14 protein-coding genes are annotated in these 16,665 nt (G+C 36.5%); 2 read left to right on the top strand and 12 right to left on the bottom strand.

What is annotated here, in order from left to right; translation table 11 throughout:
* Positions 1-10: 10 nt before the first annotated feature.
* The 6 genes from BANA01_RS20525 to desA form a co-directional block, all read right to left on the bottom strand.
* A complete protein-coding gene (locus BANA01_RS20525; RefSeq protein WP_063254517.1) occupies positions 11-3,244 on the bottom strand; it encodes a response regulator in 3,234 nt (1,077 codons plus the stop codon).
* Positions 3,245-3,272: 28 nt separating this feature from the next.
* Positions 3,273-5,801 (bottom strand): EAL domain-containing protein, encoded by a 2,529-nt coding sequence (locus tag BANA01_RS20520; protein ID WP_063254516.1) that lies wholly within the window; start codon positions 5,799-5,801, stop codon positions 3,273-3,275.
* A gap of 238 nt (positions 5,802-6,039) precedes the next feature.
* Positions 6,040-6,804, bottom strand: coding sequence for a MerR family transcriptional regulator (locus tag BANA01_RS20515; RefSeq protein WP_063254514.1), 765 nt, complete (start codon positions 6,802-6,804; stop codon positions 6,040-6,042).
* 198 nt (positions 6,805-7,002) lie between these two features.
* Positions 7,003-7,602, bottom strand: coding sequence for a response regulator transcription factor (locus BANA01_RS20510; protein WP_063254512.1), 600 nt, complete (start codon positions 7,600-7,602; stop codon positions 7,003-7,005).
* Between the two features lie 16 nt (positions 7,603-7,618).
* Positions 7,619-8,740: a sensor histidine kinase gene (locus tag BANA01_RS20505; RefSeq protein ID WP_063254511.1), complete on the bottom strand. Its 1,122-nt coding sequence runs from the start codon at positions 8,738-8,740 to the stop codon at positions 7,619-7,621.
* A gap of 143 nt (positions 8,741-8,883) precedes the next feature.
* Positions 8,884-9,915, bottom strand: a complete 1,032-nt coding sequence (desA, locus tag BANA01_RS20500; protein WP_063254509.1) for a Delta(5) desaturase DesA — start codon at positions 9,913-9,915, stop codon at positions 8,884-8,886.
* Positions 9,916-10,193: 278 nt separating this feature from the next.
* Between desA and BANA01_RS20495 the strand changes: the two genes are divergently transcribed.
* Together BANA01_RS20495 and BANA01_RS20490 are read left to right on the top strand one after the other, a co-directional pair.
* Positions 10,194-10,559 (top strand): DoxX family protein, encoded by a 366-nt coding sequence (locus BANA01_RS20495; protein WP_063254507.1) that lies wholly within the window; start codon positions 10,194-10,196, stop codon positions 10,557-10,559.
* Positions 10,560-10,685: 126 nt separating this feature from the next.
* Complete coding sequence (locus tag BANA01_RS20490) at positions 10,686-11,717, top strand: UvrB/UvrC motif-containing protein (RefSeq protein WP_063254505.1); 1,032 nt, start codon at positions 10,686-10,688, stop codon at positions 11,715-11,717.
* A gap of 38 nt (positions 11,718-11,755) precedes the next feature.
* On the opposite strand, the gene BANA01_RS20485 is transcribed toward BANA01_RS20490, so the two are convergent.
* The 6 genes from BANA01_RS20485 to BANA01_RS30005 form a co-directional block, all read right to left on the bottom strand.
* The gene (locus BANA01_RS20485; RefSeq protein ID WP_063254503.1) at positions 11,756-12,364 is read right to left on the bottom strand and encodes a methyltransferase; all 609 of its coding nucleotides are present in this window, start codon (positions 12,362-12,364) and stop codon (positions 11,756-11,758) included.
* A 33-nt stretch (positions 12,365-12,397) separates the two neighbouring features.
* Positions 12,398-12,955: a hypothetical protein gene (locus tag BANA01_RS20480; RefSeq protein ID WP_063254502.1), complete on the bottom strand. Its 558-nt coding sequence runs from the start codon at positions 12,953-12,955 to the stop codon at positions 12,398-12,400.
* Positions 12,956-12,958: 3 nt separating this feature from the next.
* Entirely contained in the window at positions 12,959-13,591 is a 633-nt protein-coding gene (locus BANA01_RS20475) for an SCO family protein (protein WP_063254500.1), read from the bottom strand.
* A 70-nt stretch (positions 13,592-13,661) separates the two neighbouring features.
* Positions 13,662-15,344, bottom strand: a complete 1,683-nt coding sequence (locus BANA01_RS20470; RefSeq protein WP_063254498.1) for a cbb3-type cytochrome c oxidase subunit I — start codon at positions 15,342-15,344, stop codon at positions 13,662-13,664.
* 15 nt (positions 15,345-15,359) lie between these two features.
* Positions 15,360-15,827, bottom strand: coding sequence for a cytochrome c oxidase subunit II (locus BANA01_RS20465; RefSeq protein ID WP_063254496.1), 468 nt, complete (start codon positions 15,825-15,827; stop codon positions 15,360-15,362).
* Between the two features lie 13 nt (positions 15,828-15,840).
* A complete protein-coding gene (locus tag BANA01_RS30005; RefSeq protein ID WP_169803730.1) occupies positions 15,841-15,990 on the bottom strand; it encodes a hypothetical protein in 150 nt (49 codons plus the stop codon).
* Between the last annotated feature and the right edge of the window lie 675 nt (positions 15,991-16,665).

Raw genomic sequence — 16,665 nt, 5'->3', positions numbered from 1 at the left:
AATATTCCATTCATTTTTCACCTTTTTGATAAAGCCAAACCCGAATCAAGGAAATAAGCTGATCAGGATTAAACGGTTTTACAATATAGTCGGATGCCCCCGCATCTAAGCATTTATCACGATCTTCTTTCATTGCTTTTGCAGTCAGTGCAATAATCGGCAAATGAGAAAAATGTGTCATCCTTCTTATTCTTTTAATCGCCTCATATCCATCCATTTCTGGCATCATGATATCCATTAAGATTAAATCAAAATCAGGACTTTTTTCTAAAACCTCAAGGCTTTCTCTCCCGTTTTCCGCAAATGCAATCTCCATTTTATATTGTTCTAAGAAACTCATCAGAGCATAGACATTACGTACGTCATCGTCTACTAAAAGAACCCTTTTCCCTTCAAGACCAGTATCGTTGGTGTCTTGGTTTTGAACAATTTGATCTAAATCATTTAGTGAACTTAGTTTGCTTGTTCCATTTAAGAATATTTCAAGTTCCTCTTTTAATCGCTGTGTTGAATATGTGTCCTTGATAATAATGGTATCTGTATACTTCTTTAAATAAGTTTCTTCTTTGGCTGTTAAATCACGGTCAGTATAAATAAATATCTTTAAGTCGGTATGTCTATCATCCTTTTTAATTTTTTCAAGTAATGTAAAACCATTCGTATTACTTATATCTAGATCGAGGATTAAACAATCAAAATCACTAACCTTTAGCTCTTCTGTTGCCTCCAAACCTGAAGAAACGGCCTTTATTATAACATCCTTTTCCCCAATCAATTCCATTATACTAGAACGGTGTTTTAGATCATTATCCGCAAGTAACAATCTTTTTATGTTTTCATTTGGCTTGTCCACCGGTTTTTTGTCCTTTGTTACTGCTGGAATCAGTAAATTTGAATCTAGCGTGACTGCCGCTTCTTCTAAATAGTTACTTCCATTATTGATTGCAATTTCTTTTTCCTGTTTATATTCACTAACATAAAATGAAAAGGTGCTTCCCTTTCCTTCTTCACTCACAACAACAATCTCCCCATTTAGTAAATGAGCGATTTGCTGACAAATCGATAATCCCAAACCAGTCCCGCCATATTGACGACTTGTCGTCCCGTCTGCTTGTTGGAACGCTTGGAAAATTAGTTCTTGTTTATCTTTCGGCACTCCTATGCCAGTATCTTTTACTGAAAAACAAAATGCACTTGAAGGTTCCCTTCCAATTTCCAGTATTACTCCGCCTTGATGGGTAAACTTAAAAGCATTGGACAACAAATTTTTTAATACCTGCTGCAGTCTTTGTTCATCATTATGGAATGAGAGAGGAATATCTTCTTTTACTATTATCTTGAAATCTAATTTCAGCTGGTTTGCAACTGGCCGAAACGTACTTTCTGCAAAATCCACAAGGTCATTTAGCATTACCTCACTTGAATGAACCTCCATCTTCCCTGATTCAATCTTGGCGAGATCTAATATATCATTAATCAGCCTTAATAAATCACTGCCAGAAGAATAAATGGTGTCTGCGTATTTCACTTGTTTACTTGTTAGATTTCCAGCAGAATTATCAGCGAGTAATTTTGATAAGATTAATAAACTATTTAACGGTGTACGAAGCTCATGTGACATATTGGCTAGAAACTCTGATTTATACTTGGAGCTTAATGCCAGCTGTTTTGCCTTTTCTTCAAGTTGAGATCGTGCTTTTTCCACTTCTCTATTGGTTAGTTCAAACATTTTATTTTGATTTTCCAATGCTTTTGCCTTATCCATTAATTCAGCGTTGGTGTGTTCCAATTCTTCTTGTTGTGTTTGCAGGATTTCCTCTGATTTCCGAAGGTTCTGCGTTTGTTCTTCAAGTTCCTCATTCGTGACCCTAAGTTCTTCTTGCTGTGTTTGCAGTTCCTCGGATTGTGCTTGAATTTCCTCCATCAGCACTTGTGTTTCCTCTAGCAGCTTAGCTAATTGAATTCTTCCAACCACACTTTCAAGGATAATACCTAAACTGCCTATGACCTCCTCTGCCAAGGCAACTTGATTTTCATGGAAACCTTTAAACGAAGCAAATTCTACTACTGCTTTAACATCTCCTTCAAAGATAATCGGTAACACATAAATCGACAGCGGCACCCCTTCAACCAAACCAGATTTTACTTTTATATAATCTGATGGAACATCTGATAAGATAATAGGTGATTTTTCAATTACAGCCTGGCCAATCATTCCTTCTCCAGGAACAATCATGGATGGATAATTATACTTACCAGAAGCATAGCTTGCAACTAACTTATAAGAGGATTTTCCTTTGGTATTACCGGTATCTTCTGCATAGAATACAGCCTGACAGGAATCAAGCAATGGTACAATCTTGGATAAAAAAGTTTGAGACAATGATTCTAAACTATGATTGCCGCTTAAACTCGAAATGATTTCAGCACTGTTTGATTTTAACCAGAGTAAATCTTGTTCCTTAGCCATATGTTCAGTTAAGGTATCTGTCATTCTATTAAAAGAATGGGCAATTTCATCTATTTCATCTCTACCTTGGACGATGACCTTTTCTGACATGTTTATATTTCCATTTGCGATGGTTTTCATGACATCCGAAACCTTACTCAATCTGAAGGCAAATGACCAAACCGTCCGAAATACAAACATAGTAACAAGCATTACACTTATTAAAGAAACGAGGCTAGATATCCATATTTGTTGTTTAAAATCTTTTGTAATCTCACTAAAAGAGGAAATCATGTTTGTTTCAAATTCGGAGCCCATTTCCGTTACAATGTTTAGAAAATCATTGTGAATAGTAGAGCTATTACTTTTTATGATAGTAATAGCCTCTTCATTTTTACCTTGGGAAAGCAGTGTAGTTACATTTGCTGTATATTGGTTAAATTTTTCATTGGTTGCTTTTAATTTACCGACCAATATTTTTTGCTCATCCGATTTGACCTTTGTTTCCATCGTAAAAATATTTCTATTAATCGAATCCTGTATCTCCTTTAACTCAGCCAATTCCTTTTTAATTTGTTCATTATCCGAAAATATGACGATATTTCTTAGGCTTATTGCTTCCTTTTTTACATCTGTGTGAAGTCGTTCAGCTAATAAGGATAATTGGTAGTTATTCTGAGTAGTTTCATTTAATTTCGCTAAACTATTGATTTCAACCAAGCCAATCACAATCAGGAGAATAATGATAAGTGGTTTGGTACTTAGTCCAAGTAATAACTTTGTTTTAATCTTCATGCTGGACTCCTAGATTTGTATTTTTCCTTTAAGTTCGTGTATACTCTCCTTCTTCTATACATGCTTGATAGACTTTAGCCATTGCTTGTAATCGATCACTAACAGCAAGTTTCTGGAAGATGCGGGTAATATGATTTTTCACAGTATGTTCGCTAATGAATAACTGATCTGAAATCTCTTTATTTGTTAAACCATTTACTAATAATTTGAAAACATCCATTTCCCTTGACGAAATGGAATATATTGTTTTTGTCCGCTCTAAGGCTGCCTCCAAAATTAGTTGGCTTGGATCAACTTTTGTTTCATTTACTTCAGTCACTGCAGGTTTATCACCCTTTAGACAAACTACTTTATTCTCTGTGTTAATTATCCCCTTCCGGCTAGTACTTTCCTTATGTTTCAAGGTTAGAAATTCTACTAGTTCTTCAGGAGAAACCGGTGGACTGAATAAATACCCTTGTGCTTCCTGGCAATTATTCTGCTTTAAAAATTTCAATTGTTCCTCCGTTTCAACACCTTCGGCAACCACTGTCACATTTAATCCTTTTGCTAACGATATGATTGCAGAAATAAGTGATTTTCCTTTTGAAGACTCTGAGGAAATTCTCTTCGTAAAAGACCTGTCAATTTTTAAAGTATCTAGTGGCAGGCGGTTTAAATAACTAAGTGATGAGTACCCAGTGCCGAAATCGTCGATACTAATTTTTATCCCCATTTCCCTTAGCTGGTTTAGAGTTTTGGTAATAATTTCACCATTGCCTAAAAGTACAGATTCAGTAATTTCAACTTCTAATAGCTCTGGACGTACTTTTGATTCGTTAAGAATATGCTGGATATTTTCAATTAACTCTTTTTGTAAGAATTGTTGTGCTGAAAAATTAACTGAAATTGGGATTGGAGAATATCCTGCCATTTCCCATGCTTTACTCTGTTCACAAGCAGACCTAAGTACCCAGTCACCTATTTCAACAATTTGTCCAGTTTCTTCTGCTAAAGGTATAAATTCAACGGGTGAAATGGTTCCCCACCTTGGATGATTCCATCTAAGAAGTGCCTCCACACTTTTAACTGTTCCCGTTTCAATTTCAATTTTTGGCTGATAAACAAGCGAGAATTCATTTCGTTCGATGGCCTTTCGCAGGTCATTCTGCATGATAAATGCTCGATAAGATTGGATATTCATACCGGAGTGAAATACCTTATACTGATTTTTCCCTTGTTCTTTAGCACGGTATAATGCTGCGTCGGCGTTCCGGATTAATACTTGGGGATCTTCTCCATCATAAGGGAATGTGCTAATGCCAATACAGGTCGTTAGGAATAACTCGTAGTTATCAATGTAGAAAGGTTTTTTGAAAGCTTCAAATATCTCCTCTGCTACTTCGAGGGCGATTTCTCGATCTGTTTCAGGCAAAATAATGGTAAATTCATCTCCCCCGACTCTAGCAACGATATCCTTTTTACGGACACTTTGGGCTAATCTTTTAGCAACCTCCTGTAATAACCGATCTCCCATTAAATGCCCCAGTGAATCATTAATATACTTAAACCGATCCATATCCAAGTACATAATCACAAGCGGCTGAATGGAATGCCTTGCTTCATTGAGTTTGATCGTTAGCTGCTCATTAAACAATCTACGATTCGGTAAGTTCGTTAAACTATCATGATAAGCCATGTGGGTAATTTTTTCTTGGTCTTGCTTCTTTTTCGTTATATCTCTTATCGTAAACGCTATTAAGCTACGATTTTGAACAAATCTTTTTCCGATTTGAATTTCTGCCGGAAAGGTAGATCCGTCCTTCCGTGAAGCTGTTACTTCATATAAATGCTCATTATTCAATAGATGGTTTAAATTTTTTATCGTTTCTACTATATTTAAGATAGTTGTTCTCGATTTCTCATCCGAAAATAACATGGATAAATGTTTATCTATAATTTCTGATTCAACATAGTTAAACATTTTTTCTAAAGCAGGATTCGCTTTTAGTACAATGCCATTTTCATCAATAACAACCATCGTATCGATGGATGTTTCTATTATTACTGTTGCTAATGTTTCAGAAATATGTAAATCTGCAATTGTTTTTGAAAGCTCCAAATTAGCTTGTTCAACCTCTTTGGTTTTAACTCTTAATCTATCTGCTTGGAGGGACAATTGTTGATTTAGTTTGTATAAAACAACAAATCCTTCTACTTTTGCTTTAAGAATGGTAGGATCAAAGGGCTTAAGGATATAATCAATGGCACCAACCGAGTAACCGGTAAAAATATGCTCTGAATCCAAGTAGTTTGCGGTAATAAACAGGATTGGAATATTCTTCGTTTTTTCCCGCGCTTTTATGATTTTAGCCGTAGCAAAACCGTCTATTCCAGGCATTTGAACATCCAATAATATAGCTGCAAAGTCATGCTTCAAAAGTGATTTCAGAGCTTCTTCACCAGAAAAGGCCTTAATTAAATTGTAATCCTCATGCTCAATGATTGCTTCTAAAGCTAGTAAGTTCTCAGGTCGGTCATCGACTAATAGAATATTAATTTTATCTTTATTGTCCATTCATTTTGTCCCCCTTTTACTAGAACACACCATTCTAGAAGTCCACTACTTTTAGATATTAAGAATATATTCCCAAGATTAACGATCGTATCAAGTATGTTAACACTATGCATGTAGTGTTAACTATTTTATTAATTATGACAAATTTCTGTATTAATGGATATACAATCGACAAAATTTGTCATGGGAATTTTCGGAAACAAAAAAAGTCACCCAAAGATTGGGCGACTCTTTACGATTATTTTTTTTGCCCTGTGTAAATAAGAATTGCGTCTCTTAAGAACTCAGCGGTACCAGGTTGTTCCTTATCATAATAAGCTGTAAATCTTTCGTCATCTACATACATTTGCGCTAGACCTGCATGGGCTTCCTTGCTGTATTCTTTCCAATAAAAAGTGAGCCATTGTTTGTGTAAGTCTGCTGCTTTTTGGGCCAACTCACCTGCGGGATCACCCGTTTTAAAAGCTTCAGCAAGTGTACTGTGAATTTGCTCAGCTAATGCTGTTACTTCTTCATACTGTTCCTCTGTCATGTTCATCACTTTTGCATTAGACGCTTCCACTTTATCCTTACCATATTTTTCACGAACTTCTTTTCCGTACTTCTTCTCGTTCTCCTCAATCATCTTTTTCTTAAAACCTTCAAATTTTTCTTTATTTGACATCGTAATTCTCCCTTCCGTAAGTGCAATCGTTTTATCGACATTGGCGATTAATTTATCTAGTTGTTCTCTTTTTTCGAGGAGTTTTTCACGGTGCTCACGCAGTGCTCTTGCACCATCAAAGGTCGGCGCAGTTACAATGTCCTTGATGCTGTCTAATCCCACTCCAAGCTCTCTATAGAATAAGATTTGCTGCAAGGTATTCACTTCCGCCTGACCATAGATCCGATATCCTGATGAATTGATTCTTGCCGGCTTAAGAATTCCAATTTCATCATAATACCTGAGTGTGCGTGTGCTGATACCAGCGAGATTAGCTAGCTTTTGTATGGTATATTCCATGTGATCATCTCCTCATAAATAACGATACACCTTTACGCAACGTCAAGGTCAATCCCTAGTTTGCCTATTTTTTATAAAAAAAAAAAAAACAGGAGCGCTGTCCTGTTTCAACTAATTTCCAAATTGTCCATATGGGGTGGACAGTGTCCACGAGTGGTGCCTGTCACCGATATTGTCACCGTTATCAATCTAACCAGTCTATTTAAACCAGCCTTTTTCTTTGGATTGTTTGATGGCTTCGATTCGGTTTTTGACGTCTAGTTTGTCTAGGATGGTTGAGATGTAGTTGCGGACGGTTCCTGTTTTGATGCTGAGTTGTTCTGCGATTTCTTGTGTATTTTTGCCGTCGGCGACGAGTTCTAATACTTCTTTTTCTCGGTCTGTTAGAGGATTTTCTTCGCTGTAGACATCGTCCATCAGTTCAGGGGCGTATATGCGCTTCCCTGCCATAACGCGTCGGATGGAGCTTGCAAGCTCTTCACTTGGACTGTCTTTCAATAAATAGCCTCGAACTCCAGCTTTTAACGCACGTTGAAAATAACCTGTCCGTGCAAAGGTTGTTAAGATAATGACTTTACAAGTTAATCCTTTTAACTCTTCGGCCGCTTCCAGTCCCGTTTTTCCTGGCATTTCAATGTCCATAATACATATATCAGGCTGCTGCTTCCGAACCAGGGCTACGGCTTCCTCCCCATTAGTAGCCTTGCCAACTACTTCCATGTCCTCTTCTAAATTTAGAAGAGACCCGAATGCGCCCAACAGCATTTGCTGGTCTTCAGCTATAACGATTCTAATCATTACATTATGCCTCCTCTTAAAGTGACGGCTTTACGTCATTAGGCACTCTAATTATTAAAGTTGTGCCTTCTTTTGTCTGAAGCTCTAAGCTGCCATTAATAAATTCAAGGCGTTCTTTCATTCCTAAAAGTCCGCTTCCCCTTATGTCTTTGTCACCTTCGTCTTTAAACACACCATTATCATGGATGGTCATCACCAATTCCTTCCATGATTGTTGAACCGAAATGGAACAGGAGCTGGCGCCGCTATGTTTCACTACATTATTTACTGCCTCTTTTAAACACATGCTAAGGATGTTCTCCGTTAATAACGGAACATTTTTCATTGAAATTTCCTGATTAGCTTCAAAGTTTATTTCAGCTGCTTTCAGAATTTGTTTCACACGGACCATTTCATCCTTTAATCGAATTCCCCGCATAGAAGACACCATTTTTCTAACTTCACTTAACGCCGTTCTTGCGGTTTGCTGCACATCCTTTAACTCATTTCGTGCCTGATCCGGATCTTTTGTAATTAATCTCCTCGCTAAATCACTTTTTAAACCAATGAGTGAAAGCTTTTGCCCTAAAGTATCATGAAGATCACGGGCAATCCTCTGACGTTCTTCCAACTTAACAAGTTCTGAAATTCGCTTATTTGCATCCTCTAATTTCTCTTCAAGCTGCCCCATCTCTTTCTTGTTATGAATATTAAAAGGAAGCAAAATGACACTTATCCAAATGATGATAACAAATGGCAATTGCTTTAGAAAAAGTTCATCCATCTGGACAATGCTAAAGTTAATAGACGCAGACGTACTAATCAAATGAATAAAATATAAGGTTAAAAACGTCACGCGCTCCTTTATATTACCGATAAAATAAGAGAGAAAAAATGCGAAATACACATAGCTGAAAAGACTCGTGGATGTAATTGAAATACCGATTAAGATAAAGGTCCAGAGGTATACTGGCCATCCTTTCGCAAAGAATGCGATTCGGTAAAATACGAAAAAGAGAATGGTTAAGATAATACCAATAATAATTTTAATCGGTGAAGCTGTTTGAAAAATAAAATAAAATGGCAATATGCATAGAATGGTCCATATATAAGGTGATATGCCGCTATTTTTCTGGAATGTCAAATACCTTTTTATCATGAAGGAACCTCATTTTCAGCTTTTAAATAGTAATAAATTTAATTTTACCACAATTAACTGATATCTTCATTTACTACTATGTATTCAAACTACTCTATTCTAGAACAGAAATACGACAAGCCCAATCATAAGGCTTGCCGTTTCTAAGCTTTCTCCGGTCGAAGAAACTCTTTCTGTTTTTTTACCAAGACCTTTATCTCTTTAAAACCAATAAACTTTTTCTCCTTCTCATCCCATAGACGGAATTTGAGTGAAGTTAAACTTGTTGCTAACGTAATGGTAGGTACATTTTGCAATGGCAGGGTATTATTATGTGCCTCTTCCAGCTTATAATTAGGGACTCTAGGGCTTAAATGGTGAACATGATGGTAGCCGATATTTCCTGTCAGCCATTGTAAAATTTTTGGGAGCTTATAAAAGGAACTTCCCTCAACCGCTGCTTTTACATATTCCCAATGCTGATCTTCCTCAAAATAGGAATCCTCAAAGGTATGCTGTACATAAAAAAGCCAAATTCCTAAAGAACCTGATATGAGGAAGATTGGAGCTTGTACTAGTAGGAATGCCTTCCAACCAATAGTTAAACAAAGTATGGCTGCCAAACCTGCGATTCCGGCATTAGTTATATAGGTATTCATACGTTCATTGAAGCGGGCACCTTTTCTATTAAAGCGATTTTTAAGTAGAAAGACGTAAATTGGACCGAGCCCAAACATAACGATTGGATTACGATAAAGCCGGTATTTTAATTTTTCCCAAGTTGAAGCAGCTAAATATTCATCCACTGTCAGTACCCAGATATCACCGGTTCCCCGCTTATCTAAATTGCTGCTTGTTGCATGGTGAACAGAATGATCGTGCTGCCATTGATGGTATGGAAAAACCGTCAATATTCCGGTAATCGTTCCAAGAATCATGTTTGCTTTTCGATTTTTAAAAAAGGAGTGGTGGCAGCAATCATGAAATATAATGAATGTTCTCACCAAAAATCCCGCAGCAAGTACAGTGATCCCTATTGTAAGTAAGTATGAACTAGTAAGGCTTTGATATGCCAGAATCCATAATGAGAAGAAAGGGATCAAAGTATTTATTAGCTGCCAAATACTCGCCCTAGCATTTGATTTTTCATAAATTGCAACTTGTTTCCTCAAACTTTTTTGATTATGTTCCATCATAACTTTCTTCCCTTCTATCGTGTGTTATTAAAAGTATAGCCCTTAGTAAATCCTCTCTTGTAGATATAGCCGTCATGTGCCAAACATGATAAATGTCATAGTCCCCCATTACGCAAAGAGAGGAGAAGCTCTAAGTTTTGAGCCTCTCCTCCCCTTTTGGGCAAGATTATTTTTTGCATTCAAAGTAATAATTAACCCTGCTCTTACAAAATTTTTAAGTCGAAAATAATAATTGTTTGTCCCAATATTTCATACATATTATAAAAGGGGTGATGGACATGATTAATTCGTTATCAACAGCAAATTTAATCCGATATGTTGTGGCATATGTATTTATTACTTCAGGTGCTATGAAATTAGTTAGTTCCGAATTGGCAAATGTTTTTATCAATTTAGGGTTACCCTATCCACACATCTTATTGAATGTTACAGCCTTTTTAGAAATTATTTGCGGTATACTCATTTTATTAAACCGTAGTGTAAAAAACGCAGTCATCCCTTTAATTGGAATCATGATTGCAGCGATTATACTAACAAAGCTTCCCGTCATTAACAGTGGAATTTTACCATTCGCTTTTAGTGCTAGATTGGATTTCGTCATGTTAGTACTTCTCTATATCTTATATAAAAAAACACCTGCATAGCCTTTGACCAGATAAATCTGGTTTATTTTTTTGTGATAAAATAGAATAAATCAGCAGAAGGGAGTGAGTATTATTTTTTTAAAAGAAAAAGTAAAAAATCTTCCCTCAACACCTGGAGTCTATTTAATGAAAGATTCCAAAGGTACTATTATTTATGTCGGTAAAGCAAAAAATCTTAAACGGCGAGTTCAATCATACTTTCAACAGTCAAAGGCCCATCCTCAAAAAATAAAAAAACTTGTAAGTAATATAGAGGATTTTGATTTCATACGAACGGACACAGAATTTGAAGCATTTATGCTGGAATGCAAATTAATTAAGGAATTAAAACCGTTATTTAATAAAATGATGAAAAGCCCGCAATCCTATTCGTATATCTTGATTGAAATGGATAAAGCCTTTCGGACTATTGAAATAACAAATACCAAAGAAGAAAACGATGGAAGACTTTATTTCGGTCCATTCCCTAGTAAGAAAAGAGTAGAACAAGCGATTATGGGGATAAAGGAATCCTTTAAAATCCTTTGCAGCAGCAACAAAATAAACAATGCTCCCTGCTTAAATTATTCCTTAGGCTTATGTATTGGCATGTGCCGCGGGGATTCTGCTATTTCTGAGTATAATAAGATACTAGACAACATCATTGGATTACTGTCTGGAACGAACATGGAGATCCTCGTAGAATTGAGGCAACAAATGACCTGCGCTTCTAGGAATTTCGATTTTGAAGCAGCTGCTAAATATAGAGACAGGATTGAAGCCATTAATTTTTTAATTAAGAAGGAAAAGGTCATTGAATTCACAGAGCAGGATCATAATCTAGCTGTTGTAGAATATTTAAGTGATGAAACCTGCAAACTCTTTCTCATTAAACGGAACAAGATCCTCTTTAGTAAAAAGTTTGATTTTGACGGTATATCCGTTGAACAACTTGGCTCACTGATTTTAACTAATTTTACTAATGATTCATTTCAATCCTTTAAGGAATTAGGCAGAGATGAACTCGACGAAGCCCAAATTATTTATAACTTTATTAAAAGCAGCGATTGCCGTTATATCACCATACCGAAAAAATGGATTCCCCAGCAAAACCGAGTAAATGTCGAAAAGGCACTTCATAAATTACTCTCGGATAAAATTAAAGCGCAAACCACATAAATAGCCCTCAGGATGTCTCAAGGACACCGAGGGCTATTTTAGTATGACAAGCTGTATATTAAAAATCGCTCATTCTGATTATGTTCATATAAACCTGGAAGATGGACCTCTTCCTTTAATTCAAATAAGGTGTGGTTTTCTAAAAAATAGATATAATCTTCAGATGGATAATACAAAATCACATCTACCTCACGTTTGTACTTTTCGACTGAAGCTATAATATTATTTATGATTTTCCAAAATATAGGTATAGTAAAAGGGTTAAAAAAATAAAAACGATTATCTAGGGGGGCAATTTCATAATTCTCTGCTAAGCAGCAATGAAATTGAATTTTCCCTTTTGCACTCTTATATTTCTTCAAATAACTCGTTTGGTTTTCAACTGCTTCCTCATAGAGGGTCTCGTTCATTTCTACGCCTGCTACAGAAGCCTGAAATAAGTAATGAATATAGAAATTCAACCTTCCTTTACCACAGCCAAAATCTACAATATGATCGGTACTTTTTAATTCATAATTCTTAAATAATAGTTCTAGTGCGCTATATGGCGTTGGCTCATATCTGTGATAATGGAAAGACTTATTAAAACCCTTTTGGTCTCCTCCAGTACGTATGTTCAACAAATCATCATAATACTGTTCCTTCATTTCTATACTCCTGCCTACCCCATACGTTCTTCATCATTCATAAGCCGATGGGTCAATAAAAAAATTGTACCCCAAGTAGACGACCAAACCAATCGCTGTTGTCAAAAATGCCCAGCCCAGAGTTACTTGCTGTATTACCAAATAATTATTACATAATTGTACAGGGGACCAAATATATAACCAACCCAATCCCAAAAACATAATCGTGAAACTAATAATAATCGAATTCTTACCAAATGAACTGAGTTTTTTCCAACTATCTCTTAACGAAACTCCAGCCAAAAATGGCAAACTTATAAATTTATAAACTTCTACGCTCTGTGTCGTCAACGCTTCATCCATTGTTCGAGGTAACATCCAGTATACCATGATAATGACAAATAATAGAATCCCCGGAACCCCATTACTATTCCACTTTTCAAAAAATCCCGGAAATCTATTTTTAAAGAAGCGTGCCATTAAAAAGCCAGCAATCACCAGCATCGGCATTTGCATATGCATATGAATCACCATGACTGATTCCATGAAATTTGCAACGGGAGGAACAACTAAGAAAATAAATAGCAGGAAGCCATAAAATGACTGATTCATAGACTATTCCTCCGTTCCCTTCTCTAGTATGTTACTAACTGTTTTTGCAGCCTCGTTGATTTCTTTGTAGTCCATGACATTTACCAAGCTGCCTTTCTTATCAACTAAATAAAAAGCAGAATTATGTGCGAAATTTCCATATTCATCAGGAATCACGATAACGCCGAAAGCTTTTAATAACTGGTCTAATTCTCTTTGATTTGGAACTCTTGCCATCCTCCAGGTTTCCCCATCACTCTTAAAAAAATCCTTATATTTGTTTAATGTGGCAGGGTCATCTCTTTCGGGATCAAAGCTGATACTCAGAAAAACAATGTCTTCACCTTTATACTGGCTTGGCACCTTATCATACACTTGCTTCATGTTATATTCTAATTCAGGGCAAACAGTTGTACAGGATGTATATAAAAATGTAATAAATACATATTTGTCTTCAAACTCAGATATTGAATATTTACGGCCATTGCTATCTTCCAGCGTAACGTCCGGGAATTTTGGTTTATCATCAATCAGCTGCTTTACTCTAGCAGTTTCCACTGTAAAGGCACTAAATCCGTCCGTTCCTATAAAAAATAATACGATTCCAAACACGAGAACTAAAACCAACGAGATGATGTTATGTTTATTTTTGATCATGATCGATCACATCCAACTATAATTTAATAAAGAGATAGCCCAAGAACTTGAACTATCTCTCTCATTTCAATCACCAAGTCTTATACGGCGGTGATCCTGGCGGTGCGTTTACGATAAATTCAGTTAATGGGATTACATATGCCATTGCAACGACGATCAGCATAACAACAACCCAAATGCCCCAGCGTTCAGTCCAATATGGAGTTTTTGTTGCATTATCTTCTTCTTCTGCAATTGGAAATTCTGTTTCTCCTTTTGGTGCAAAGAACATCATATTAATAACGGCATACACTTGAAGAATAACCCCAATGATTAACAATGTTCCTCCCACTGCCAAGCACATTAAGTATGGGTCCCAGCCTAAGGCAGTAGCATGGTCGCCATAAGTTGTGTAAGAAGTTCTTCTTGGTGAACCTAGCAATCCTACCCAGTGCATTGCACCAGCCATAAAGATCATACCGACGGTCCAAATCCATGTTTGAATTACACCTAATTTATTAATCTGAGGAGTTAATACACGTTTTGAAATATACGGAACCAACCAATAACTGATTCCAAAGAATGTCATAACGACAGTCATACCTAATGTTAAATGGAAGTGTCCAACAATCCACATGGTATTGTGAACCACTTGGTCTAATTGGTTCGTGCTTTGTGCAATACCGCCTGCACCTGCTGGAATAAAGGCTACCATGGCAATAAATGGTGCTAGGAAACGAACATCACCCCATGGCATTTTCCTCCACCAGCCAATTAATCCTTTTCCGCCTTTTCTTCTAGCCGTTCTTTCAAATACTGCAAACAATGCGAAGGCTGTCATTAATGATGGGAATCCAATCGCTAAGCTCATAAACACGTGCATAAATTTAACGAGTTCATTGATACCAGGATCAATGATTTGGTGGTGGAAACCGCCAGTAATATTCATGACAACTAGGGCAATAATGACGACACGAGTTAAAAGGTCACTCCATCGTCTGCCGCCAATAATTTTTGGTACTACGACATACCACGCAGATACTGCTGTTAAATACCAAATATTAACAAGCGTATGTCCAAATGCCCAAAATAGTGTCCGGGCCACCATAACATTGATGGTTTCAACCCAGCCTAGGGTCCATGGTAAAATCATCACTAAAACTTCGATTGCAACTGGGATAAGTGCGAAGAACAAGAGTACAAATACACCTGTTGCAAAGTAAGCAAGAATTGGAACGTGTTGTCCTTTGTTGTTCTTTCTCCAGTTTGCCACTTGAATGAATGAGCCAATACAGCACGCCCATACACCTAATACAATAAATACTAAGCCAAGATAAAATACCGGATGAGCCGCCATTGGCGGGTAGAATGTATACATAACGGAAGCTTCATTCATCAAGATCGGAATCACTGCTAATACAAATCCAACCATCTTCAACCAAAAACCAACCCATGCAATTCTTCTAACCTTTGGAAGAAGTCCTCCTAAAGTATGGGAAAGTGAAGCATAAAAGTATCCAATCGTAAAGAAAGCCGTTAATACAAGAATTAATAATAAGCCATGTGCTGTTAGAACTTGATAGTAATTAAGCCATGATGGAAGTTCTAAAAGTCCGGCACGGTTTAAACCTTGAATCAATCCTAAAAATCCACCAATTAGTAGTGCCATAAATGCTACAAATATATATGATTTCGTTATTTTAGCGTCCTCTGGGCTAATTCCCATTGCTTTATTTGTTGTTTCCATAATTTTCTTTGGAATTGCTGCTGCCATTTTAGCTTCCCCCCTTTACTTAACCGTAATGGTTGTACTCATAAGTTGGTGACCTGCGCCACAATATTCATTACAAATAACTAAATAATTACCCGGTTTATCAAATGTTTGTGTAATTTTTTGGATATGTCCTGGCATAACCATTGCATTAATATTAGTGCCAGCTACTTCAAATCCATGGACTACATCTTTTGAAGTCATAATAAACGTAACTTTCGCTCCAGCTGGTATTTCAATGTTGTTTGGAGTAAAGCCGAATGCCTGCAATGTCATAACCACTTCATATTCGTTATCGCCTATTTGTTTTAATCCAGGTTTATCGAAAGGAGCAGTTTGATCCACTTTCTGAGGATCGATGGTTTCCATATTACTTGGCGGTCCCATTTCTAAAGCAAACGCTTGGTATCCTGTGATCAACATGAATCCCATGATGATACCAAAACTAATCGTCAGCCATATTTTTTCATCAAGATGCATTTTCATTGTTTATCCCCCCTTAGATTCTGGCCATATAAAGCCCATATAGTACTAGATACGTAGCAACAATTACGACACCGACCACTGTGACGGAAACCCATGTTCCTTTTAATGGTGCTTCTGTTTCTTTACTGCCTTTTTTATTTTGATTCGCTTTTACAGCTCCCATTTGAAATCTACCCCCTTATTTGTTCTTCATTTGTTTTTACCTTTTTTATACTCCTATCATAATTGCGAATTGTTCTCAGTGTAGTGAACTGCATCACGGGCATGAAAATTTTTAAAAAAATGGGCGTGAAAATTAGTACAGGAGTAAAGAAGGTAAATGAGGGAAAAATCAGGTAAATTTTTAATGGGGTTCGTCCTCATAGGTGTGATGAAGGACAGATCAGGAAAGTTTTTAATGAAATCTGTCCTTCATATGCTTGATGAAGGACAGATCAGGAGAGTTTTTAATGAGATTTGTCCTTCATAGGTGTGATGAAAGACAGATCAGGAAAGTTTTTAATGAGATTTGTTCTTCATAGGTGTGATGAAGGACAGATCAGGAGAGTTTATAATAAGATCTGTCCTTCATTTGCTTGATGAAAGACAGATCAGGAGAGTTTTAAATGAGATTTGTCCTTCATTTGCGTGATGAAAGACAGATCAGGAGAGTTTTTAATGAGATTTGTCCTTCATTTGCTTGATGAAGGACAAATCAGGAAAGTTTTTAATGAGATTTGTCCTTCATTTGCGTGATGAAAGACAAATCAAAAGATTCTACACCGAGATTTGTCCTTCATTCGCGTGATGAAAGACAAATCAAAAGATTCTACACCGAGATGTGTCCTTCATAAGGATT

Origin of the sequence: Neobacillus niacini NBRC 15566, from assembly GCF_001591505.1 — a bacterium.
GTDB classification, from domain to species: Bacteria; Bacillota; Bacilli; order Bacillales; family Cytobacillaceae; genus Neobacillus; species Neobacillus niacini.
This window is presented reverse-complemented; position numbering and strand designations above follow the sequence as displayed.

What these genes read in the sequence shown, in the direction of transcription:
- BANA01_RS20465 (WP_063254496.1), bottom strand. Translation starts at nt 15,827, where the DNA reads ATGAAAATGCATCTTGATGAAAAAATATGGCTGACGATTAGTTTTGGT.
- BANA01_RS30005 (WP_169803730.1), bottom strand. Translation starts at nt 15,990, where the DNA reads ATGGGAGCTGTAAAAGCGAATCAAAATAAAAAAGGCAGTAAAGAAACA.
- BANA01_RS20525 (WP_063254517.1), bottom strand. Translation starts at nt 3,244, where the DNA reads ATGAAGATTAAAACAAAGTTATTACTTGGACTAAGTACCAAACCACTT.
- BANA01_RS20470 (WP_063254498.1), bottom strand. Translation starts at nt 15,344, where the DNA reads ATGGCAGCAGCAATTCCAAAGAAAATTATGGAAACAACAAATAAAGCA.
- BANA01_RS20510 (WP_063254512.1), bottom strand. Translation starts at nt 7,602, where the DNA reads ATGATTAGAATCGTTATAGCTGAAGACCAGCAAATGCTGTTGGGCGCA.
- BANA01_RS20515 (WP_063254514.1), bottom strand. Translation starts at nt 6,804, where the DNA reads ATGGAATATACCATACAAAAGCTAGCTAATCTCGCTGGTATCAGCACA.
- BANA01_RS20520 (WP_063254516.1), bottom strand. Translation starts at nt 5,801, where the DNA reads ATGGACAATAAAGATAAAATTAATATTCTATTAGTCGATGACCGACCT.
- BANA01_RS20480 (WP_063254502.1), bottom strand. Translation starts at nt 12,955, where the DNA reads ATGAATCAGTCATTTTATGGCTTCCTGCTATTTATTTTCTTAGTTGTT.
- BANA01_RS20495 (WP_063254507.1), top strand. Translation starts at nt 10,194, where the DNA reads ATGATTAATTCGTTATCAACAGCAAATTTAATCCGATATGTTGTGGCA.
- BANA01_RS20485 (WP_063254503.1), bottom strand. Translation starts at nt 12,364, where the DNA reads ATGAAGGAACAGTATTATGATGATTTGTTGAACATACGTACTGGAGGA.
- desA (WP_063254509.1), bottom strand. Translation starts at nt 9,915, where the DNA reads ATGATGGAACATAATCAAAAAAGTTTGAGGAAACAAGTTGCAATTTAT.
- BANA01_RS20505 (WP_063254511.1), bottom strand. Translation starts at nt 8,740, where the DNA reads ATGATAAAAAGGTATTTGACATTCCAGAAAAATAGCGGCATATCACCT.
- BANA01_RS20490 (WP_063254505.1), top strand. Translation starts at nt 10,686, where the DNA reads ATGAAAGATTCCAAAGGTACTATTATTTATGTCGGTAAAGCAAAAAAT.
- BANA01_RS20475 (WP_063254500.1), bottom strand. Translation starts at nt 13,591, where the DNA reads ATGATCAAAAATAAACATAACATCATCTCGTTGGTTTTAGTTCTCGTG.